The following is a 19817-nucleotide window of genomic DNA, read 5'->3' on the forward strand; positions in this document are numbered from 1 at the left end:
CTAGACTCACGACGTGGCAGGACGGATCCGACGCGAGGACGTGGCGCAGGTCCGTGAGCGTGCCCGGATCGAGGAGGTCGTGGGGGAGCACGTCGCCCTCAAGCCCGCCGGCGTGGACTCCCAGAAGGGCTTGTGCCCGTTCCACGACGAGCGCTCCCCGTCCTTCCACGTCCGGCCGCAGGTCGGGTTGTGGCACTGCTTCGGGTGCGGCGAGGGCGGGGACGTCATCTCGTTCGTGCAGAAGATCGACGCCCTGCCGTTCGCGGAGGCCGTCGAGCACCTCGCCGGCCGTGTGGGCGTGCAGCTCCGGTACGAGGAGGGCGGGCCGACCCGCCCGGGGGAGGAGCCCGGCCGTCGTCAGCGCCTGTTGGAGGCCCACCGGACCGCTGCCGCCTTCTACGCCGAGCAGCTGCTGACACCCGGTGCCGGACCGGCACGGACGTTCCTCGCCGAGCGGGGCTTCGACCGAGGGGTGGCCGAGCGGTTCGGTGTCGGGTTCGCCCCGCAGGGCTGGGACCACCTGCTGCGGCACCTGAGGGGCAGGGGCTACACCGAGGCGGAGCTCACCGCCTCGGGTCTGATGAGTCAGGGCAACCGGGGCCTGTACGACCGGTTCCGGGGACGTCTGGTGTGGCCGATCCGGGACGTGACCGGTGACGTCGTGGGCTTCGGGGCCCGACGCCTGCTGGACGAGGACCAGGGGCCCAAGTACCTCAACTCCCCGGAGACGGCGCTGTACCGCAAGTCCCACGTCCTGTACGGGATCGACCTGGCCAAGCGTGAGATCGCCCGGGCCCGGCAGGTGGTGGTCGTCGAGGGCTACACCGACGTGATGGCCGCGCACCTGTCGGGCGTCCCGACCGCGGTCGCGACCTGCGGGACGGCCTTCGGGCCGGACCACGCGCGGGTCGTGCGCCGGCTCCTGGGCGACGGATCGGCCGGCGCAGGTGTGCAGCTGTCGTCAGGGACGTCGCTCGGCGGTGAGGTCATCTTCACGTTCGACGGGGATGCAGCCGGTCAGAAGGCCGCGATGCGCGCGTTCGGTGAGGACCAGCGGTTCTTCGCCCAGACGTTCGTGGCGGTCGAGCCGTCGGGCATGGACCCGTGCGAGCTGCGGCAGGAGCACGGGCCGGACGCCGTGCGGGCCCTGGTCGCCGGACGCCAGCCGCTCTTCGAGTTCGTGATCCGCTCGACGCTGCGCGCACACGACCTGAACACCGCGGAAGGCCGGGTCGCGGCGCTGCGGGCGTGCGCCCCTGTGGTCGCCGGGATCAGGGACACGGCCCTGCGGCCGGAGTACGCGCGGATGCTGTCCGGCTGGCTCGGGATGGAGCTGGAGGCGGTGCGGCGCGCCGTGACCGCCGCGGAGCGTGCCGCCGGCCGCAACCACGGCGAGACACACTCCCGCGACCGGGGTGCCCCTGCCGTGCCCGGCCCCGGGGGGGAGCACTCGGGTGCGTCGAACCGTCCCACCGGCCCGGACCGGGTCGACCCCGTCGCGCGTCTGGAGCGCAACGTCCTGGAGTCGGTCCTGCAGCACCCGGACATGGTCGACGCCGTGACGTTCGACCAGCTCGCCCCCGACGCGTTCACCGTGCCGGCGCTGCGGGCCGTCCACGAGGCCGTTCGTGCGGCCGGGGGAGTGGGGGGCGCCGATGCCCGGTGGGTGGAGCGCGTGCATGCCGAGGCGGGTTCGACGCTCGCCTCCCTGGTGACCGAGCTCGCCGTCACCCCACTGCCCGAGGACCGTCCCGACGCCCTGCCCGACTACGTCGATGGTGTCCTCACCGCCCTCCTGGACCTTGGCCTGACCAGGCAGATCGCTGATGCGCGGGGCCGCCTGCAGCGCATGGACGCCGTCCAGGAGGCCGACGCCTACCAGCAGGCGTTCGCTGAGCTGGTCGCGCTCGAGCAACGCCGACGTGCGGTCCGGGAGCACGCCCAGGGGTGACGCCCACCGGTCTGGTCATCCGGGCGCCGGTGCGCACCTCAGGAAGTTCACCCGTTCGGCCCAGCCTGAAACGGGCCTGGTCCCTGTCCACGGGGGGCCGCAGGCCCTAGGTTTATCGCCGCCGGTCGTCGGAACCGGGAGAACATGAGAAAGGGGCCGTGATGACTCGCGCCCTGAACACCCCCACCAGCCCAGCCGTCCCAGGTCGACGGCGCCTACCTGCGCTGGCCCTGACCATGGCCCTGGCCGCCGCCCTGATGACGCCCGCTGGCCCGGCGTCGGCGCAGGCCGGGAGCGGTCCCGTCCTCGAGCCGGACGTCGAGCAGCAGGAAGTCACCGACGGCGGAGTCCGCCTCGTCGGGCAGCTCGTGGTCGGCGGCACCCTCGACGTCGAGATCGCCGCACCGTTCGACATCGCGGCACCGGTGAGCGTCACCTGGACGACCGCGGGCGGCACCGTGCTGTCCCAGGACCTGACCTGGGTGCTCCCCGCGAGCGTGTACGGCCAGGTCGTGACCGCGACGGTGACAGGTACGTCCGTCGACGGCGAGGTGCTCGTCGTGAGCGCGACCACCTCGGGGCCTGTGGGCGCAGGCGCGTTCGTGGTCGCGCCCACCCCCACCGTGGCGGGAACGTGGCGCGTGGGGCAGACGCTGACCGCCGCCGCGGGACGGTGGGAGCCCGAGGCCGCGGTCACCGTGCGATGGTTGCGCGACGGCACCCCGATCAGCGGTGCCACGGGAAGCACCTACACGCTGGTGGCCGCCGACCGCGGCACCACCGTGTCGGTCGAGGTCCGGGGCGCCCTCGACGGGTACGTCACCCAGACCCGTACCAGCGACGGCCGTCAGGTCCAGGCCGGTACGTTCTCCACGGCCCCGACGCCGACCCTGTCCGGTGCGGTGCGCGTCGGAAGCACGGTGAAGGCCAGGCCCGGCTCCTGGAGCCCGAGTGCGACGTTCACCTACCAGTGGCGGCGCAACGGCACCCCGATCAAGGGGGCCACGTCCTCGTCGTACCGGCCCGTGGTCGCCGACCTGGGCAAGAAGCTGACCGTCCGGGTCACCGCGAAGCGGTCCGGTTTCACGACGCTCACGCGCACCAGTGCGGCCGCCACGGTGGGCCGGGGCACGTTGAGCGCACCCACGCCGACAGTGCGTGGCACCGCGCAGGTCGGGTCCACGTTGACTGCCGTCCCGGGGACCTGGTCGCCCAGCGCGAAGCGCACCTACCAGTGGAAGCGTGACGGCAAGGCGATCAAGGGCGCGACCAAGAGCACCTACCGGGTGGTCGAGGCCGACAGGGGCAAGCGTCTGAGCGTCACCGTGAAGGGCACGCGCGACGGGTACACGACCGCGTCGAAGACCAGCAAGGCGACGGCGAAGGTGACCCGGGCGTTCACCAAGGCACCGGCTCCCAAGGTCACCGGCACCGCGCGGGTGGGGTCCACCCTCAAGGCCTCCACGGCGGCCTGGTCACCCGCCGCGACCCTGAGCTACCAGTGGAAGAGGGACGGCAAGGCGATCAGCGGTGCGACGAGGTCGAGCTACAAGCTCACGGGCGCGGACTACAACGCGAAGATCACGGTGACGGTGACGGGCAAGCGCAGCGGGTTCACGACCCGGTCCCGCACCAGCTCCGCCACCGCCAAGGTCAAGCGGCCGGCCGCGGTGATCTCCCGTGACGGCACCCACCGGGTGGGAGCCGCCCTGCCTGCAGGCACCTACATGTCCAGCGGGACCACCGGCCTGTGCTACTGGGAGCGTCGGACCAACTCGGGGTCGTCCTCCAGCGGTGTGATCACCAACGGCTGGGGCTTCGGTCGCCAGATCGTGCGCGTCTCTGCCACCGACCGCTACTTCTACACCCAGGACTGCGGCTCCTGGACGCGTCTCACTGCACTCGGCGAGCCGCGTTCCAGCATGGGTGACGGGATCCACGCCGTGGGGGTCCACATCCGGCCCGGGGTGTACGAGGCCTACAGCAGCTCCGAGCCGTGCTTCTGGGCGCGGCTCAGCGGTTTCAACGGGACCATGGGCGACATCATCGAGTACGACATCACCGAGGAGCCCTACCGTCACCGGGTGCGGGTGCGTGCCAGCGACAAGGGGTTCGACACCATCGGCTGCGGTACCTGGAGGAGGGTGTCCTCCTGATCTGACGGAGAAGGGCCCCGAGGAGATCCTCGGGGCCCTTCTCCGCTTCTGCTCCCTCGACTGGACTCGAACCAGTAACCGTCCGATTAACAGTCGGATGCTCTGCCAATTGAGCTACGAGGGATCGTGCGGGTCGCAATGCTACCCGATCCTGGGCCGTCGTCCGAACCAGTGGCGGTCACGGCCGTGCCGAGTCACGCCAGGCCGGCGGCCTCCCGGACGCGGGACTCGGCCTCCTCGATGGCGCTGGCCGTCACCGGGTCGGTCAGGTCCACCGTCCCGGGCCCGATCACCTGCGTGAAGAGTCCACCACCTGGTCCTCGACGCAGCGCCACCCGCACCGTCGTCCCGGCCACCTGCACCGCCTCGCGGTGCACGACCGACGACTGCACCCGGTCCCGCACCACCCGGGGGAAGGTGAGGGCCCGGTGGTCCTTCAGCCGCACGGTGGTGGGCGCCGTGCCGTCGACCCACGTGACCGTCAGCTCCCCGCTCTCGGCGTCCAGCCGGGCGCCGTCGACCTCGTGCCAGGGGTGGCTGACCACCGCGTCGGCGTCCTCCACGGTGCCCAGGACGTGCAGGCCCTCGCCGGTGGCCACCGCCCACCCGTCGACGAGCTCGGCCTCGGCCAGTACCCGGTCACCCCGCGAGGTCGGCAGCGCCGAGCGCACGTCGTCGGGTACACGCCGTCCACGTCCGAAGAGTCCCATCGCCCCAACCTATCCCGGTGCGGTGCGCCCCTCCCGGAAGGAGGCCCCGGTACCCTGAACCACTGCGGGCCAGTAGCTCAGCCGGTCAGAGCAGCGGACTCATAATCCGTCGGTCGTGGGTTCAAGCCCCACCTGGCCCACCGCGCCCCCCGGATCAGTTCGCCTGACCGCACGACGTCGAGGCCGTGTCGGAGCGCCCTGTGCCGTCTACGACGCGGGTTCTGCACCCTTCCCGGTGTTGTGGCGTGCCGTCCACAGCGTCGCCCCAGATCCAAGGAGGCCGCCGCCACCGGCAAGGATCAGCACCCGCCACACGGCCGCGTCGGAGAAGGACCATCCGACGGCGCCGGCGACGAGGAAGATCGCGCTGACCGCGGCAGAGGCGCGCCCTCGGGCCCGCAGGCCGTTGCTGGACAGATCCACGATGCTCGAGCCCTGCGGGCGGCCGAGCAGGGCCAGCACCGCACCGAGTGCCGCACCGGAGACCAGGACGGCCGCCGCGGCGAGCAGACGTTCGGTCGCCAGCAACCACGCGCCGACCACACCGGCCGAACCGATGACGGCCCAGAAGGCCACTGTCGAGGACGAGAGTCGCGACTGCTTGCTCAGCACGGCATGCTCACCCTCTTCCAGGATTCTCCGTGGTCGACGTGCTGGTGCCCCGGACGTTCGCTCGACCGCCGGCTCCACCTACTCATCCGTAACATCCTCCGACGGCCCACCGCCACCACAGCCGCCCGACAGATGGGGAGAGGGTCCGTCGCTCGTGGGTCCACGCCGCACCTGGCCCACCGCGCCGGGTCGCCTGGTCAGGTCAGGAACGCGCTCATGATCAGCACCACGACGAACGCGGTCACCCCCATGATGGTCTGCATGACGGTCCAGGTCATGAGGGTCTGCTTCTCGTCCATGTTGAGGAACTTGCCCACGAGCCAGAACCCCGAGTCGTTGACGTGCGACAGGACCGTGGCGCCGGCGCCCACGGCGGCGACGACGGCCGCGAGCATCGGTGCGGACAGGTCCTGGCCCTCGGCCACCTGGGCGACGATCGCCGCGCCCGTCACGGTCGCGACGGTGCCCGACCCCAGTGCCACCCGCATCACCGCTGCCGCGAGGAACGCCAGCACGATGAAGGGGATGGCCGTGGCCTGCAGGACCTCCTCGAGCGCGTCCCCCAGCCCCGAACGCTCGAGGACCTCGCCGAACACCCCGCCGCCACCGGTCACCAGCAGCACCAGGCCCACGGGGGTCAGCGCCGACGAGGCCACCGACTGCAGGCGCTCCCGGTCCAGCCCGTGCCGCATCCCCAGGACGTAGAACGCCAGGAGCAGCGCGACCAGCATGGCGACGATCGGGTGCCCCACGAGAGCCATGGCCGCGACGGCGCCGTGGTCCTCCGGCAGCAGGGCCTCGGTCACCGTGTTGCCCATGATCAGGGCCAGGGGCGTGAGGATGATCGTGAGGATCAGTGCGAACGACGGGACCTGCTCCGGCTCGTCACCGTCCTGCCCGGTGCCCCCGCGCATCTCCTCGGCCATGTCCTGCGGGACGGGGACCTCGATGCGGCTGCCGATGAACCGGCCGTACAGTACGCCCCCGACCGCCACCGCCGCCAGTGACGCGGGCAACCCGAACAGGATCACCCAGCCGAGATCGGCGTCGAGCAGGCCCGCGGCCGCGACCGGCGCGGGGGTGGGGGGCAGCAGGCTGCTGGCCACGGACAGTCCGCCCACCAGCGGCAGCGCGAACACCAGCAGCGACATCTTCAGACGCTGGGACAGTGCGTAGACCAGGGAGATCAGCAGCACCAGGCCCACGTCGAAGAACACCGGCAGGGCGACCACGATCCCGGTCACCCCCAACGCCCAGGGCACACGCTTCTTGCCGAAGGCGTCGAGCAGGACGTCGGCGATCCTCTCCGCGCCGCCGGTGACCCGCAGGACCTGGCCGATCATCGCCCCGAGGCCCACGATGATCGCCACGAAACCGAGGATCCCTCCCATCCCCTCCTCGACCACGTCGGCGATCTCGTCCAGGGGGATCCCCACGGCGACCGCGGTCGCGAGGCTCACGGTGAGCAGGGCGACGAAGGCATGCAGCTTCAGGCCCATGATCAGCAGGAAGAGGGCGCCGATGGCCACCACGACCGTCAGCGCCAGCATCGCGGTCGACATGCGCTCCCCAGGGGTCGGCGGCGTGCTGACTCCACCACCGTCGCACGGCGTCCCGCCTCCCGCCCGGCGGGACGGTCAGGCGTTCTCCGCGAGCACGGTGGTCACCAGGAACAGCGCCGAACCGGCAGCGAGCAGCACCACCGACAGCCGGAACGTTCGGCGTTCATTCTCGGCGAGCCCCTCCTGGCCCTGCCTGAAGGCGCGGACCAGGAACAACGCCCCGGCCAGGGTCAGCACCCCGCCGAGGGACAACGTGAAGGTCTGGAGCATGGGTCCAGTCTGCCCGCCACGACGTGGGCACGAGCACCGAGTGGTGGACGCGCGAGGGCCCCGGTCACCTCGTGGGGTGCCCGGGGCCCTCGTCGCGGCACCGTCCCTGGGACGGCGTCGGGGTCAGGCGGTCGTTCCGTTGGGCTTGCCGCCCGCCGCCTCGCTGTCGTCGGAGTCGCCTCCGCGCACCGCGTCGTTGGCGGAGCGCACCGCGCCGGTGACCTTCTCCTTGATCTCCGGGCCCTTCTCCTTGACCAGGTCGCTCGCCCGCTGCTCGACGTCAGCGATGCCCTCCTGGACACGGGGGTCCTCCCACAGCCGCTGGGCCTGGGTCCGGATCTTCTCGAACTGCTGTCGCCCGGCACGCGTGCCCAGGACGTAGCCGACGGCTCCGCCGAGGAGGAAGGCGGCCTTCATGCGCATGGTGTTCTCCTTCGTCCGAAAAGGGTGACCTGGTGTGTTCCTCACCGCTTCGACGAGCCTAGGTCCGCGGGGCGCCCGGCGCGCGTCGGGCGTGGAATCATGGCCCCATGGCCATGAGAGAGATCCGTACGGTCGGCGACCCGGTGCTGCGCACCAGGTGCGAACCCATCACCGAGGTCGACGACCGCGTGCGGTCCCTGGTCGAGGACCTCCTGGAGACCGTCGACACCGACGGCCGGGCGGGCCTGGCGGCGAACCAGATCGGTGTCGGTCTGCGCGCGTTCTCGTGGAACATCGACGACGAGGTCGGGTACGTCCTCAACCCGCGTCTGGTCGAGGTCTCCGAGGAGGAGTACCAGGACGGGGACGAGGGGTGCCTGTCGGTCCCTGGACTGTGGTTCCCCACCAAGCGCGCCTGGTACGCGCGTGTGGTGGGGGAGGACCTCGACGGGCGGGAGGTGGTGGTCGAGGGCACCGAGCTCATGGCTCGCTGCCTGCAGCACGAGGTGGACCACCTGGACGGCATGCTCTACCTGGACCGTCTGGAGCGGTCCGTCCGCAAGAAGGCGATGCGGGCCATGCGGGAGCAGCTCGCCTGAGGACCGTGTGCGCCGGGTACTGGCGCACACAGGGGTCGGTCGGGCATGCTTGGCGTGCACGCCGCGTGCTGAACCGTCCGTCGGAGGACGAGGTCGTTGGGGAAGGCGAACCTCGAACCCTCAGGAGGGACGACATGGCTGGTGCCATCACCCGCGGTGTACTTTTCGTGCACTCAGCGCCTCGCGCCCTGTGCCCTCACATCGAGTGGGCCGCGGGGGGCGTCCTAGGCGTGCGCCTGTCCATGGACTGGACGGAGCAACCGGCGGCGCCGGGCATGTACCGGGCCGAGCACTCCTGGCAGGGGGCCCAGGGCACGGGCGCGCGCCTGACGTCGGCGCTGCGCGGCTGGACCCACCTGCGCTACGAGGTGACCGAGGAGGCCAGCCACGGCTCGGACGGCGCGCGCTGGAGCCACACGCCCGAGCTCGGGATCTTCCACGCCGTCACCGACGTCCACGGCAACACGATGGTGCCCGAGGACCGTGTCCGGGTCGCGCTCGAGCACGCCCAGGACCCGGCCCGGATGCGGCGTGAGCTCGACCTCGCGCTCGGCCAGGCGTGGGACGACGAGCTCGAGCCGTTCCGGTACGCCGGTGCCGGTGCCCCGGTCCGGTGGCTGCACCGCGTGGGCTGACGTCGGCACGCGACGCCCCGCAGCCCCTCGGCGCTCGCCGTCACGGGGTGGTCAGGACCAGGGCCACGTTGTGCCCGCCGAACCCGAAGGAGTTGTTGACGGCGGCGATCGGCCCCTGAGGCAGCTGCCTGGGCTCGCGCGCCAGGTCCAGGACCAGCTCCGGGTCGGGGTTGTCCACGTTGATCGTCGGTGGGGCGGTGCGTTCGTGCAGGGCCAGGACGGTGAAGATCGTCTCGACGGCGCCCGCCCCCCCGAGCAGGTGGCCGGTCATCGACTTGGTCGCTGACAGCGCCACGTGGTCGGCCTGCTCACCAAGGACGGCACGTACGCTCCGGGCCTCGATGAGGTCACCCACGACGGTCGACGTCGCGTGGGCGTTGACGTGGACCACGTCCGCGGCGGCGACCTGGCTGTCGGCGAGCGCGGCACGCACGGCCGCGATCTGCCCCCGGCCCTCGGGCTCCGGGGAGGTCATGTGGTAGCCGTCCGCTGTGAGCCCGACACCGGCGGCACGTGCGTAGACGCGCGCGCCACGTGCCGCAGCGTGCTCGGCACTCTCCAGGACGACGATCCCGGCGCCCTCGCCCAGGACGAAGCCGTCCCGGTCCACGTCGTACGGGCGTGAGGCGCCCGCCGGGTCGGCGTTGCGTGTCGAGAGCGTCCGCGACGCCGCGAACGCGGCCAAGGGCATCGGGTGGATCGCGGCCTCGGTCCCCCCGGCGACGACCACGTCGGCGCGGCCGCTGCGGATCATCTCGATCCCGTAGCCGATCGCCTCGGCGCCGGAGGCGCACGCCGACACCAGGGCGTGGGCCCCGGCGCGGGCGCCGAGCTCGAGCTCGACGTAGGCCGCGGGGGAGTTGGGCATGAGCATGGGCACCGTCATGGGCAGTACGCGCCGTGCGCCCTTGGCCCGCAGGGTGTCCCACGCGTCCAGCGTCGTCCAGATCCCACCGATCCCCGAGGACACCACGGTGCCCAGGCGCTCGGGCTCGACCTCAGGTGCACCTGCGTCCGCCCACGCCTCCCGCGCGGCGATCATCGCGAACTGCGCGGAGGGGTCCATGCGCTTGATCTCGGGCCGGGGGAGGACCTCGTCGGGTCGCACCGCGAGCTGGGCGGCGAAGGAGACGGGGATCTCGTACTTCTCGGCCCAGTCGTTGTCCAGGGTCCTGGCGCCGGAGCGGCCGGCCAGGGCAGCGTCCCAGGTGCTCGCGACGTCCCCGCCCAACGGGGTCGTGGCGCCCATGCCGGTGATGACGACGTCGCGTGCGGTGCTCAACGTTCCTCCAGGGAGGGTGTGGTGGTCGGGATGGCGGCCGGCCCGCCGGGTCGCGCCGGGGGCCGGCCGGTCAGGTCAGGCCTGCGCGCCGGCGATGAAGCTGACCGCGTCGCCGACGGTCGTGAGGTTCTTGACCTCGTCGTCCGGGATCCGGACCTCGAACTTCTCCTCGGCGAGGGTGACGATCGTCATCATCGACAGCGAGTCGATGTCGAGGTCGTCGGTGAAGGACTTCTCGCTCGTGACCGAGTCGGTGGGCAGACCGGTCTCCTCGGCGACGATCTCGGCCAGGCCGGTGAGGATGTCCTGCTCGCTGTGCGCCATGCTGCTCTCCTTGTCGTTGGGTGCCCGGACGGGCCCTGACGGTTGTGGGTCTGGTCGGTGGCCCGCTCAGGGCAGGACGACCACCTGCGCGGCGTAGACCAGGCCTGCGCCGAATCCGATCTGCAGCGCCAGACCGCCGCTGCTCACCTGGCCCTCCCGGAGGAGCCGCTCGGTGGCCAGCGGGATGGACGCCGCAGAGGTGTTGCCCGTGTCGGCGATGTCGCGTGCGACGACCACCGAGTCAGGCAGCTTGAGCTGCTTGATCATCTGGTCGATGATCCGCATGTTCGCCTGGTGCGGGATGAACGCGTCGAGGTCGCCGGCTTCCACCCCGGCCGCAGCCATGGCCTTCTGCGCGACCGGTGCCATCTGCCACACGGCCCACTTGAAGACGCTCTGGCCCTCCTGACGCAGGGTCGGCATCGGCTCTGAGGCGGCGAACGCCTCCCGCCAGGAGCTCGTCTGGCGGATCGCGTGCGCCATCGAGCCCTCGGAGCCCCACACGGTCGGGCCGATTCCCGGGGTGTCCGACGGGCCCACGACGACCGCGCCGGCCCCGTCGCCCAGCAGGAACGAGATCGAACGGTCCGCCGGGTCGATGAAGTCGCTCATCTTCTCTGCGCCGATCACCAGGACGTGCCGTGCGCTGCCAGCCCTGACGAGGGCGTCGGCCTGCCCGATGCCGTAGCAGTACCCCGCACACGCGGCCGAGAGGTCGAACGCCGCTGCGGGGGTAGCGCCCAGTCGCTCGGCCACCACGGCCGCCGCGGCCGGCGTCTGGTGGAAGTGGGTGACCGTCGAGACGATGACGGCGTCGATGTCGGCCCCGGTGAGCCCGGCATGGTCGAGGGCTGCCCGCCCGGCCGCCTCGGCGAGGTCGATGACGTCGGTTCCGGCGCCGGCACGGCGACGGGTGCGGATCCCGGTCCGTTGACGGATCCACTCGTCGGAGGAGTCGATCGGGCCGGCGACGTCGTCGTTGGTGACGGTGTGTTCACCGCGGACCGCGCCGAGCCCCAGGATGCGGGAGTGCGCCGGTCCCTGCGCCTGGGTCAGCGTCGCCGGGCTCACGCGAGGTCCCCCGCGGAGGAGGTTGCTGCGTGGGCGTGCTCGGCCACGACCTCGCGGGCGAGGGCCAGGTCGTCGGGGGTCTTGACCGCGACCGTCCGGACCTCGCGCAGAGAACGGCGTGCGAGCCCGGTGAGGACACCAGCCGGTGCCACCTCGATCATGGTTCGGACACCGATCTCGGCCATGGTGGCCTGGCACAGGTCCCACCGGACCGGTGCCACGATCTGCTCGGTCAGCCGGTCCAGCACCTCACGGCCGCGACCGTGCGGGGCGCCGTCGCGGGCGGGGTAGGGCTTGCCGTCGGCGTCCGAGAGGAGCCGCACGACCGGGTCGGCGGGCGTCGCACCCCGGGCGTGCGGGCCGAACACGTCACGTGCACCCGCCATGTAAGGGGTGTGGAAGGCACCGGCGACCTCCAGCGGCACGACCCGGGCGCGTGGTGGCGGGTCGTTCGCCAGACGTGCCAGGCCCTCAAGGTCACCGGCGGCGACGATCTGACCCGCGCCGTTGACGTTCGCGGCGTGCAGCTTTGCGACGCCGATCGCCTCCAGCACCTCGGCGGTCTCACCGCCGACGACCGCGCTCATGCCCGTGGGTTCGAGGGCCGCGGCGTCGGCCATGGCTGACGCGCGGCGGGTGACGAGCGCGACGGCGTCACCGTCCTGAAGGACCCCGGCGACGGCCGCGGCGGCGAACTCTCCCACCGAGTGCCCGGCGGTCACGTCGAGCACCTGGGCCGGGGCGTGGTCCTGCAGCACCAGCCGTGCAGTGACCAGGGATGCCGCGACGATCAGGGGTTGGGCGACCGCCGTGTCCTTGATGGTGGCCGCGTCCGAGACGGTGCCGTGCTTGACGAGGTCGATCCCGGCTGCCTCGGAGAGCGCCTCGAGCTGGTCCTGCACGCCGGGCAGATCGAGCCAGGGGGAGAGGAAGCCGGGGGACTGGGAGCCTTGACCGGGGCACACGAGGGCTAGCACCTGACCACTCTGCCCAACCCGGACCCCACGGCAGGGCCACGACGTCCACCAACCTGGCGCTCGTGCGTTGTCCGATCCCTACAACTGTGATGTGGGTGTCGCGGCCCGGGGCCGCTCACCGTGCGGTCTCACCGCGGTCCCGCGGGCTGTCGAGACGGCCCAGTGCCAGCGCCGTCTGCAGGACGTAGGCCTCGCGGGCGTCCAAGGGGTCCCAGCCGGTGACCTCGGCGACCTTGCGCAGGCGGTACCGCACCGTGTTGGGGTGCACGTACAGGACGCGTGCCGCAGCCTCCAGCGAGCGTCCGTGCTCCACGTGCGCCGACAGTGTGTCGAGCAGAGCCCCACCGGCCGCGAGCAGGGGCTCGTACGCCTGGGTCACGAGGGTGCGGCGCGCGACGCCGTCACCGACCAGGACGCGTTCGGGCAGGAGGTCGTCGGCGAGCACCGGGCGTGGAGCCGTGGGCCATGCCGGCGCTGCGGCGAGTCCCGCGAGAGCGGCCGACGCCGAGCGGCCCGCCTCGTCGAGGTTCGCCACGGAGGGCCCGATGACGACGGGTCCCGGACCGAAACGCGGTAGCAGCGCCGTCGCGGCGGCACGCAGGTCCTGCTCGCCGCCCAGCACGACGACCAGCCGGTCGCCCTGGATCCCGACGAGCGCGTCGTCAGCGGCGCGCCGGGTCGCTCGTCGCAGGTCGGCAGCGCGGACGTCGTCCAGCGGGTGGGAGGTGGTGCCCACCATCACCAGCGCGCTGCCGTGACCGGACCAGCCCAGCGCCCCGACACGGGACCGCAGCGCGTCGTCGGCGTCCCCGCGGACCAGGGCGTCGACCACGAGTGCCTCCAGGCGCGCGTCCCAGGCCCCGCGGACCTCCGCCGCCCGGGCGTAGACCTCCGCGGCTGAGAACGCGACCTCCCGCGAGTAGCGCAGCACGGCCTCGCGCAGGTCACGCTCGCCGCCGGGCGCGGCCAGGCGGTCGCTGTGGTCCTCCACGACCTCGACGATCACGCGGACCAGCTGCAGGGTGTGCTGCAGGGAGATGGACCTGGTGAGCTCCGGCGGGGCGGCGGCGAAGATCTCGCTGGCGCCGTGCGGGGGCGTGCTCGGGTCGGAGAACCAGCTGATGAAGCTGGAGATCCCGGCCTGCGCGACCAGGCCCACCCAGGAACGGTCCTCCGCGGGCAGGGCCCGGTACCAGGGGAGGGTCTCGTCGAGCTTGCGCATCGCGGCCGCCGAGAGCAGCCCGCTCCCGTCGTGCAGCCTGCGCAGCGTGTGCGCCTGGTCGCGGGTCGCCGTCCCTGCCATGAGGCGAGCATAGGGCCACGAGGCAGGCGCCGACCGCACGCCTTGTAGAGTCGCGACAACGATCTCGGGCCTCGGGAAGCCTGGTCACACCGTGTGACCGCTCACCGCGCGCCGGTGATGAGCTCCTGCACAGGTGGGACTTGTGCACTACGGCTATCGTCGTGGCATGGCCCTGCTCCCACGGCTCCGACGCCTGATCCGCCGGCCCGTGTCCGCCTCGAAGGTCGGGGTGCGACGCCCGACATCGGCGCGACGCCGCGACACGATCCACGAGGACTCCGTGCGCGCCATGCTCGGCGAGGACCCGAACGACGTCCGCGCGTTCCAGGCCCTCGCCGAGATCGTCCGCCGCAGGGCCGCGGAGGTCGGCCCGGACGGCGACCCGTTGACCGCCCCGCAGGACGAGGTGGAGCGGCAGCGGGCGGCCGACCTCGCGGTCTGGGCGCTGGCGGAGGAGCTCGCGGGTCACCCCCGCGCCTGGTACCCGCTGGTCGAGCTCGCCCGGTTGTCGGTGCACGACGACCACGAGGGCATGCTGCGCAGGTTGGGTACCGCGGCTGAGCGCGACCCGTCCGGCCAGGCCCTCGTCGAGGGGCTGGCGGTGCTGCGGGAGGCCGGCCAGCCCGTCGATGCCCTGGGGCTCGGTGTGGGGCACTGGCGGGTCAAGGACCAGACCCCGGTGATCGGGCGCCACCTGGTGCTGGCGGCACTGGAGGCCGAGCGTCCCCTCGAGGCCAAGCACCACCTGCAGTCCCTCGACATGCACCCCGATCAGGACGCGGTGGCGAGGATCCGCGCCGAGGTGGGTCCGAAGGTCGCAGCCGCGCAGGAGCACGTGGGCGGCTGACGGGCGCCGCAGCTCCGGGGGCGGCGTCGGCGGCACCCGGACGCAGGACGAGGGAAGGCCCTCCGCGACTCGCGTCGTGGAGGGCCTTCCCTCGTCGTGGGCCTGGTGTCAGGCGTCCCCGCCGGCCATGCCCGAGGCGCCTGCGCGCACGTCGTGCAGGCGGTACTTCTCGATCGCCTGGGCCGGCGCCCCGCGGTCGACCTCACCGCGCCGGGCGAGCACCTGCAGGACCTTGACCACGGTCGACGGCCCGTCGATCTTGAAGTGGCGCCGCGCAGCCTGCCGGGTGTCGGAGAACCCGAACCCGTCGGCGCCCAGCGTCGCGTACTCGCCCGGGACCCACGGGCGGATCTGGTCGGGGACCATGTGGTCGTAGTCGCTGGTGGCGACGAACGGACCCTGGGCGTCGGCGAGCTTCTGCGTCAGGTACGCGGTGCGCGGCTCCTGCTCCGGGTACAGGTAGTTGTGCTCGTCGGCGGCCAGGCCGTCGCGCCGCAGCTCGTTCCAGCTCGTGACCGACCACACGTCGGCCTGCACGCCCCAGTCCTGGGCGAGCAGGTCCTTGGCCTCCATCGCCCACGGGACACCGACACCGGAGGCCAGGATCTGGGCACGCGGCCCCTCGCCGTCGGAGGTGGCCACGCGGTGGATGCCCTTCAGGATCCCCTCGACGTCCACGTCCTCGGGCTCGGCGGGCTGGATCATCGGCTCGTTGTAGACCGTCATGTAGTACATGACGTTCTGGTCACGCTCGTCCTCGCCGTACATCCGCTTCAGCCCGTCACGCACGATGTGCCGGATCTCGTACCCGTACGCCGGGTCGTAGTGCACGACCGCGGGGTTGGTCGCGGCCAGGATCGGGGAGTGCCCGTCGGCGTGCTGCAGCCCCTCACCGGTCAGCGTCGTGCGGCCCGCCGTGGCGCCGATGATGAAGCCGCGGGTCATCTGGTCCGCAGCGGCCCAGAACTGGTCCCCGGTCCGCTGGAACCCGAACATCGAGTAGAAGATGTAGAACGGCACCAGGGGCTCGCCCTGGGTGGCGTACGAGGTCCCCACCGCCTGGAACGCCGCCGCCGACCCGGCCTCGTTGATGCCGGTGTGCATGATCTGCCCGGACTCGGACTCCTTGTACGAGAGCATGAGCTCGCGGTCCACCGCCAGGTAGTTCTGCCCCAGCGTGTTGAAGATCTTCGCGCTCGGGAAGATCGAGTCCAGCCCGAACGTGCGCGCCTCGTCGGGGATGATCGGCACGATGCGGCGGCCGAACTCCTTGTCCTTGATGAGGTCCTTCAGCAGCCGGACGAACGCCATGGTGCTGGCCACGTGCTGCTGTCCCGAACCCTTGGCGAGCAGGTCGTAGGTCTTGTCCTGGGGCAGGGTGACGGACGTCGGACGGTTGCGCCGCTCCGGCACGAACCCGCCCAGGGCGCGACGTCGCTCCTGGAGGTACTTGATCTCGGGCGCGTCCGGGCCCGGGTGGTAGTACGGGGCGTTGTACGGGTCCTCGATCTCCTCGTCGCTGACGGGGATGCGCATCGAGTCACGCAGCAGCTTCAGGTCGTCGACCTTCAGCTTCTTCATCTGGTGGGTGGCGTTGCGGCCGGCGAAGTTGCTGCCCAGCCCGTAGCCCTTGATGGTGTGCGCCAGGATGACCGTCGGCTGCCCGGTGTGGGCGACGGCCGCGGCGTAGGCGGCGTAGATCTTGCGGTAGTCGTGCCCCCCGCGCTTGAGCGCCCAGATCTCGTCGTCGGTCATCTTCTCGACGAGCTGCTTGGTCCGCGGGTCGCGGCCGAAGAAGTGCTCGCGGATGAACGCCCCGTCCTCGGCGCGGTAGGTCTGGAAGTCCCCGTCGGGCGTGGTGTTCATGAGGTTCACCAGCGCCCGGTCCTTGTCGGCGTTGAGCAGCGGGTCCCACTCACGCCCCCAGATCACCTTGATGACGTTCCAGCCGGCACCCCGGAAGAACGCCTCGAGCTCCTGGATGATCTTGCCGTTGCCGCGGACGGGCCCGTCCAGACGCTGCAGGTTGCAGTTGACCACGAACGTGAGGTTGTCCAGGCCCTGCTGCGCGGCGTGCTGGAGCATGCCGCGGCTCTCGGGCTCGTCCATCTCGCCGTCGCCCAGGAACGCCCAGACGTTCTGCTGGCTGGTGTCCTTGATGCCGCGCAGGTGGGTGTACTTGTTGGTCCACGCCTGGTAGATCGCCGACGCCGGGCCCAGGCCCATGGAGACGGTGGGGAACTCCCAGAAGTCGGGCATGAGGCGGGGGTGCGGGTAGGAGGACAGCCCACCCTGGGGTGCGGAGACCTCCTGGCGGAACCCGTCCAGCTGCTCGGCGGACAGGCGGCCCTCGAGGAACGCCCGCGCGTACACGCCGGGCGCGGCGTGCCCCTGGAAGTACACCTGGTCCCCGCCGCCCGGGTGGTCCTTGCCGCGGAAGAAGTGGTTCATCCCGACCTCGTACAGCGTCGCGACCGAGGCGTAGGAGGAGATGTGGCCCCCGACGCTCACCTCGGGGCGCTGCGCACGCGTGACCATGACCGCGGCGTTCCACCGCAACCAGCTCCGGTACCGCCGCTCGACGACCTCGTCGCCGGGGAAGTACGGCTCCTCGTGCACCCCGATCGTGTTGACGTACGGGGTGTTCAGCGACGTCGGGACGGCGACGTTGCGCTCCCGTGCCCGCTTGAGGAGGTTCAGCAGGACGTAACGTGCGCGCGGCCCGCCCCGTTCGTCGACCAGGCCGTCGAACGACTCGACCCACTCACCGGTCTCCTCGGGGTCGATGTCGGGGACCTGGCTGAGCAGACCGTTGATCAGCGGGCCCGTCGTGTCACGTGCAGCCACCAGCAACCTCACCTCTCGTCCGCACCCTGGGCCGGTCGGCCGCGGTGCTCGGTTCGACCGGGGCCGGTCGCTGTCGCAGCCGGCTGCCTCGGTCGTCCGACCATTCTCGTCCGATCCGGCGGGGAAAGTCACACCAGGACGGGCTCCGATCCGGTCCGTGGACGTGACGTCGGTGACACCAGGGCGCCGACGGGCGCTCGGATCCCCGTGTCCGCCGACCGGTGTGGCGCTTGCCACAGGGGTGCGCGATGCTGTGGGCTACCGTCACGCCCCCGAGCAGGCGGTGCGTCCCCGGCCGGGGAACGGCAGCAGGACCGACGAAGGGAACGGAACACCAGTGGGATCGACCGCGGGGCCTGCGGGCGGCCAGGGAGCGACGGGCGCAGACCGTCTGGGACTCACGGCCGGTCAGGTGATCCAGGAGTTCGGCTACGACGACGACGTCGACCACGAGCTGCGTGACGGGATCGAGAAGATCACCGGCACCGAGCTCGTCGACGAGGACTACGGCGACGTCACCGACGCCGTGGTGATCTGGTGGCGCGAGGAGGACGGGGATCTCACCGACGCCCTCGTCGACGCACGCACCGCGCTGGAGGACGGCGGGTCGGTGTGGCTGCTGACCCGTAAGCCCGGTCGTCAGGGCCACGTCGGCCACAGCGACATCGAGGAGGCCGCGACGACCGCGGGCCTGCACGCGACCAGCACCCTGACCATCGCCGCCGACTGGTCGGCCACCCGGCTGGGAACCCGTGGCCGAGGGCGCTGACCCCGCGATCAACCTGCCTGCGCCGGGCGAGCCGGCCCCCGACCTGCAGCTGCCCGACACCCACGGCACACCTGTGGCCCTGTCGGGTCTGGTGGGGTCCCCGGTGGCGATCGTGTTCTTCCCCTTCGCGTTCTCGGGCGTGTGCACCGCAGAGCTGCGGGAGCTGCGCGACAACCTCGAGGACTTCGAGGCCGCCGGCGTGCGGCTCCTCGGGATCTCGTGCGACCCGATGTTCACCCTGCGCGCCTGGTCCGAGGCCGAGGGATTCGGGTTCGACCTGCTCTCCGACTTCTGGCCCCACGGGCGAGCGGCAAACGCCTACGGGGTGTTCGACGCCGACCAGGGCCTGGCCCGCCGCGGCTCGTTCCTGCTCGACGCCGACGGGATCGTCCGCTGGCGCACCCTCAGCCCTCACGGCAGGGCCCGCGACCTGGAGGAGTACCGGGCGGCACTGGCCGCCCTGTAGGCGCACGACCCCGGCCTGCGCCGGTAGGCTGAGCGCCCGGCGTCGGGTGTCCCCGACGGCACGGGCCTGTAGCTCAGTTGGTCAGAGCGCCGCGTTTACACCGCGGAGGTCGTCGGTTCGAGACCGGCCGGGCCCACCGTGTCACGCAGCGCACCGGCCTGGCAGCCCGGTAGCGTGCGACCCGTGCAGACACCGACGCTCGCCGATGTCGTGGCCGTCCTCGACGGCCTGTACCCACCGCGCACCGCCGAGGCGTGGGACGCGGTCGGCACGGTGTGCGGTGATCCCGACCAGCCGGTCCGTCGGATCCTCCTGGCGGTCGACCCGACGTCCACCACGGTCGACGAGGCCGAGGAGTGGGATGCCGACCTGCTGTTCACCCACCACCCGTTGTTCCTGCGGCCGGTGCACTCGGTGGCCGCGACCACCTTCAAGGGTGCCCTCGTCCACCGGCTGATCCGCGCCGGGTGCGCCCTGCACACCGCCCACACGAACGCCGACGCCGCGCCGGACGGGGTCGCCGAGGGCCTGGCGCGGGCCGTGGGTCTGACGGACCTGGAGCCCTTGGTCCCGGCGCCCTCCCCGGCGTTGGACAAGGTGGTGGTCTTCGTCCCGGCCGACAGCACCGAGAAGGTGGTCGACGCGCTGGCCTCCGCCGGTGCGGGGAGCCTGGGGGAGTACACCCGCTGCGCGTGGACGACCACCGGCGAGGGAAGCTTCGTGCCGGGGCAGGGGGCGCGCCCCGCGATCGGCGGACGGGGCTCGCTGACGCGTGTCACCGAGGACCGCGTCGAGATGGTCCTGCCCAGGTCGGCCCGCGGGAGGGTGCTGGCAGCGCTCCGGGAGGCACACCCGTACGAGGAGCCCGCCTTCGACGTCCTGGAGCTCGCGGGCACCCCGTCGGGCACCGGCACCGGCCGCGTGGGCCGCACCCCGCCGGGCACCACCCTGGGTTCCTTCGCCCGGACGGTCGCGGCGACCCTGCCCCCCACGCCGCAGGGCGTGCGTGTGGC

Annotated in this window: 19 protein-coding genes and 3 tRNA genes; 10 read left to right on the forward strand and 12 right to left on the reverse strand. The window is 72.0% G+C overall.

What is annotated here, in order from left to right; genetic code table 11:
* Window positions 1-13: 13 nt before the first annotated feature.
* Together dnaG and N869_RS01445 are read left to right on the forward strand one after the other, a co-directional pair.
* Window positions 14-1951 carry a DNA primase gene (gene dnaG / locus N869_RS01440; RefSeq protein ID WP_035056808.1) on the forward strand — a complete coding sequence of 646 codons (1938 nt, stop codon included), beginning with the start codon at window positions 14-16 and terminating at the stop codon, window positions 1949-1951.
* A gap of 161 nt (window positions 1952-2112) precedes the next feature.
* On the forward strand, window positions 2113-4107 hold the full coding sequence (locus N869_RS01445; RefSeq protein ID WP_156968278.1) for a hypothetical protein: 1995 nt from the start codon (window positions 2113-2115) through the stop codon (window positions 4105-4107).
* Between the two features lie 51 nt (window positions 4108-4158).
* Here N869_RS01445 and N869_RS01450 read toward each other — a convergent pair.
* Both N869_RS01450 and N869_RS01455 read right to left on the reverse strand, forming a co-directional pair.
* Window positions 4159-4231, reverse strand: a tRNA-Asn gene (locus N869_RS01450).
* A 70-nt stretch (window positions 4232-4301) separates the two neighbouring features.
* Window positions 4302-4817: a hypothetical protein gene (locus N869_RS01455; protein ID WP_035056810.1), complete on the reverse strand. Its 516-nt coding sequence runs from the start codon at window positions 4815-4817 to the stop codon at window positions 4302-4304.
* A 66-nt stretch (window positions 4818-4883) separates the two neighbouring features.
* On the opposite strand from N869_RS01455, the gene N869_RS01460 reads away from it, so the two are divergent.
* A tRNA-Ile gene (locus tag N869_RS01460) sits at window positions 4884-4957 on the forward strand.
* Between the two features lie 67 nt (window positions 4958-5024).
* On the opposite strand, the gene N869_RS01465 is transcribed toward N869_RS01460, so the two are convergent.
* The 4 genes from N869_RS01465 to N869_RS16330 all read right to left on the reverse strand — a co-directional run bounded on the left by N869_RS01465 (window position 5025) and on the right by N869_RS16330 (window position 7684).
* Window positions 5025-5429 (reverse strand): hypothetical protein, encoded by a 405-nt coding sequence (locus tag N869_RS01465; RefSeq protein WP_156968279.1) that lies wholly within the window; start codon window positions 5427-5429, stop codon window positions 5025-5027.
* A 197-nt stretch (window positions 5430-5626) separates the two neighbouring features.
* Window positions 5627-6991, reverse strand: a complete 1365-nt coding sequence (locus N869_RS01470; RefSeq protein ID WP_035056816.1) for a GntP family permease — start codon at window positions 6989-6991, stop codon at window positions 5627-5629.
* A 75-nt stretch (window positions 6992-7066) separates the two neighbouring features.
* The gene (locus N869_RS01475) at window positions 7067-7261 is read right to left on the reverse strand and encodes a hypothetical protein (protein ID WP_035056818.1); all 195 of its coding nucleotides are present in this window, start codon (window positions 7259-7261) and stop codon (window positions 7067-7069) included.
* A gap of 123 nt (window positions 7262-7384) precedes the next feature.
* The gene (locus N869_RS16330; RefSeq protein WP_052104836.1) at window positions 7385-7684 is read right to left on the reverse strand and encodes a YtxH domain-containing protein; all 300 of its coding nucleotides are present in this window, start codon (window positions 7682-7684) and stop codon (window positions 7385-7387) included.
* 107 nt (window positions 7685-7791) lie between these two features.
* On the opposite strand from N869_RS16330, the gene def reads away from it, so the two are divergent.
* Both def and N869_RS01490 read left to right on the forward strand, forming a co-directional pair.
* Window positions 7792-8283 carry a peptide deformylase gene (def, locus tag N869_RS01485; RefSeq protein WP_035056820.1) on the forward strand — a complete coding sequence of 164 codons (492 nt, stop codon included), beginning with the start codon at window positions 7792-7794 and terminating at the stop codon, window positions 8281-8283.
* 134 nt (window positions 8284-8417) lie between these two features.
* Entirely contained in the window at window positions 8418-8918 is a 501-nt protein-coding gene (locus N869_RS01490; protein WP_035056823.1) for a DUF3145 domain-containing protein, read from the forward strand.
* A 40-nt stretch (window positions 8919-8958) separates the two neighbouring features.
* Here the strand turns inward: N869_RS01490 and N869_RS01495 are convergent, their stop codons facing one another.
* From N869_RS01495 to N869_RS01515, 5 genes are all read right to left on the reverse strand, one after another.
* Entirely contained in the window at window positions 8959-10200 is a 1242-nt protein-coding gene (locus N869_RS01495; RefSeq protein ID WP_035056824.1) for a beta-ketoacyl-[acyl-carrier-protein] synthase family protein, read from the reverse strand.
* A 75-nt stretch (window positions 10201-10275) separates the two neighbouring features.
* Window positions 10276-10524: an acyl carrier protein gene (locus N869_RS01500; RefSeq protein ID WP_035056825.1), complete on the reverse strand. Its 249-nt coding sequence runs from the start codon at window positions 10522-10524 to the stop codon at window positions 10276-10278.
* Window positions 10525-10590: 66 nt separating this feature from the next.
* A complete protein-coding gene (locus N869_RS01505; RefSeq protein ID WP_035056827.1) occupies window positions 10591-11595 on the reverse strand; it encodes a beta-ketoacyl-ACP synthase III in 1005 nt (334 codons plus the stop codon).
* Window positions 11592-12572 carry an ACP S-malonyltransferase gene (locus N869_RS01510; RefSeq protein WP_084136322.1) on the reverse strand — a complete coding sequence of 327 codons (981 nt, stop codon included), beginning with the start codon at window positions 12570-12572 and terminating at the stop codon, window positions 11592-11594. Before N869_RS01510 ends, N869_RS01505 begins: the two co-directional genes overlap by 4 nt.
* 115 nt (window positions 12573-12687) lie before the next feature.
* Complete coding sequence (locus N869_RS01515; RefSeq protein WP_035056830.1) at window positions 12688-13875, reverse strand: PucR family transcriptional regulator; 1188 nt, start codon at window positions 13873-13875, stop codon at window positions 12688-12690.
* Between the two features lie 166 nt (window positions 13876-14041).
* Here N869_RS01515 and N869_RS01520 point away from each other — a divergent pair, with 166 nt between their 5' ends.
* A complete protein-coding gene (locus tag N869_RS01520; protein WP_035056832.1) occupies window positions 14042-14722 on the forward strand; it encodes a hypothetical protein in 681 nt (226 codons plus the stop codon).
* 108 nt (window positions 14723-14830) lie between these two features.
* Here the strand turns inward: N869_RS01520 and aceE are convergent, their stop codons facing one another.
* Window positions 14831-17569, reverse strand: coding sequence for a pyruvate dehydrogenase (acetyl-transferring), homodimeric type (gene aceE / locus N869_RS01525; protein ID WP_035056864.1), 2739 nt, complete (start codon window positions 17567-17569; stop codon window positions 14831-14833).
* Window positions 17570-17906: 337 nt separating this feature from the next.
* On the opposite strand from aceE, the gene N869_RS18355 reads away from it, so the two are divergent.
* The 4 genes from N869_RS18355 to N869_RS01545 all read left to right on the forward strand — a co-directional run.
* The gene (locus N869_RS18355; RefSeq protein WP_035056834.1) at window positions 17907-18338 is read left to right on the forward strand and encodes a DUF3052 domain-containing protein; all 432 of its coding nucleotides are present in this window, start codon (window positions 17907-17909) and stop codon (window positions 18336-18338) included.
* The gene (locus tag N869_RS01535) at window positions 18322-18804 is read left to right on the forward strand and encodes a peroxiredoxin (RefSeq protein ID WP_052104837.1); all 483 of its coding nucleotides are present in this window, start codon (window positions 18322-18324) and stop codon (window positions 18802-18804) included. The genes N869_RS18355 and N869_RS01535 overlap by 17 nt, the downstream gene beginning before the upstream one ends.
* A 62-nt stretch (window positions 18805-18866) precedes the next feature.
* A tRNA-Val gene (locus N869_RS01540) sits at window positions 18867-18940 on the forward strand.
* Between the two features lie 47 nt (window positions 18941-18987).
* Window positions 18988-19817: Nif3-like dinuclear metal center hexameric protein (locus tag N869_RS01545; protein WP_035056870.1), on the forward strand; the 830-nt coding region annotated here is incomplete at its 3' end.

Source organism: Cellulomonas bogoriensis 69B4 = DSM 16987 (assembly GCF_000767165.1).
Classification (GTDB): Bacteria; Actinomycetota; Actinomycetes; order Actinomycetales; family Cellulomonadaceae; genus Actinotalea; species Actinotalea bogoriensis.

What these genes read in the sequence shown, in the direction of transcription:
- N869_RS01445 (WP_156968278.1), top strand. Translation starts at nt 2,113, where the DNA reads ATGACTCGCGCCCTGAACACCCCCACCAGCCCAGCCGTCCCAGGTCGA.
- N869_RS01455 (WP_035056810.1), bottom strand. Translation starts at nt 4,817, where the DNA reads ATGGGACTCTTCGGACGTGGACGGCGTGTACCCGACGACGTGCGCTCG.
- N869_RS01470 (WP_035056816.1), bottom strand. Translation starts at nt 6,991, where the DNA reads ATGTCGACCGCGATGCTGGCGCTGACGGTCGTGGTGGCCATCGGCGCC.
- N869_RS01475 (WP_035056818.1), bottom strand. Translation starts at nt 7,261, where the DNA reads ATGCTCCAGACCTTCACGTTGTCCCTCGGCGGGGTGCTGACCCTGGCC.
- N869_RS16330 (WP_052104836.1), bottom strand. Translation starts at nt 7,684, where the DNA reads ATGCGCATGAAGGCCGCCTTCCTCCTCGGCGGAGCCGTCGGCTACGTC.
- def (WP_035056820.1), top strand. Translation starts at nt 7,792, where the DNA reads ATGGCCATGAGAGAGATCCGTACGGTCGGCGACCCGGTGCTGCGCACC.
- N869_RS01490 (WP_035056823.1), top strand. Translation starts at nt 8,418, where the DNA reads ATGGCTGGTGCCATCACCCGCGGTGTACTTTTCGTGCACTCAGCGCCT.
- N869_RS01500 (WP_035056825.1), bottom strand. Translation starts at nt 10,524, where the DNA reads ATGGCGCACAGCGAGCAGGACATCCTCACCGGCCTGGCCGAGATCGTC.
- N869_RS01515 (WP_035056830.1), bottom strand. Translation starts at nt 13,875, where the DNA reads ATGGCAGGGACGGCGACCCGCGACCAGGCGCACACGCTGCGCAGGCTG.
- N869_RS01520 (WP_035056832.1), top strand. Translation starts at nt 14,042, where the DNA reads ATGGCCCTGCTCCCACGGCTCCGACGCCTGATCCGCCGGCCCGTGTCC.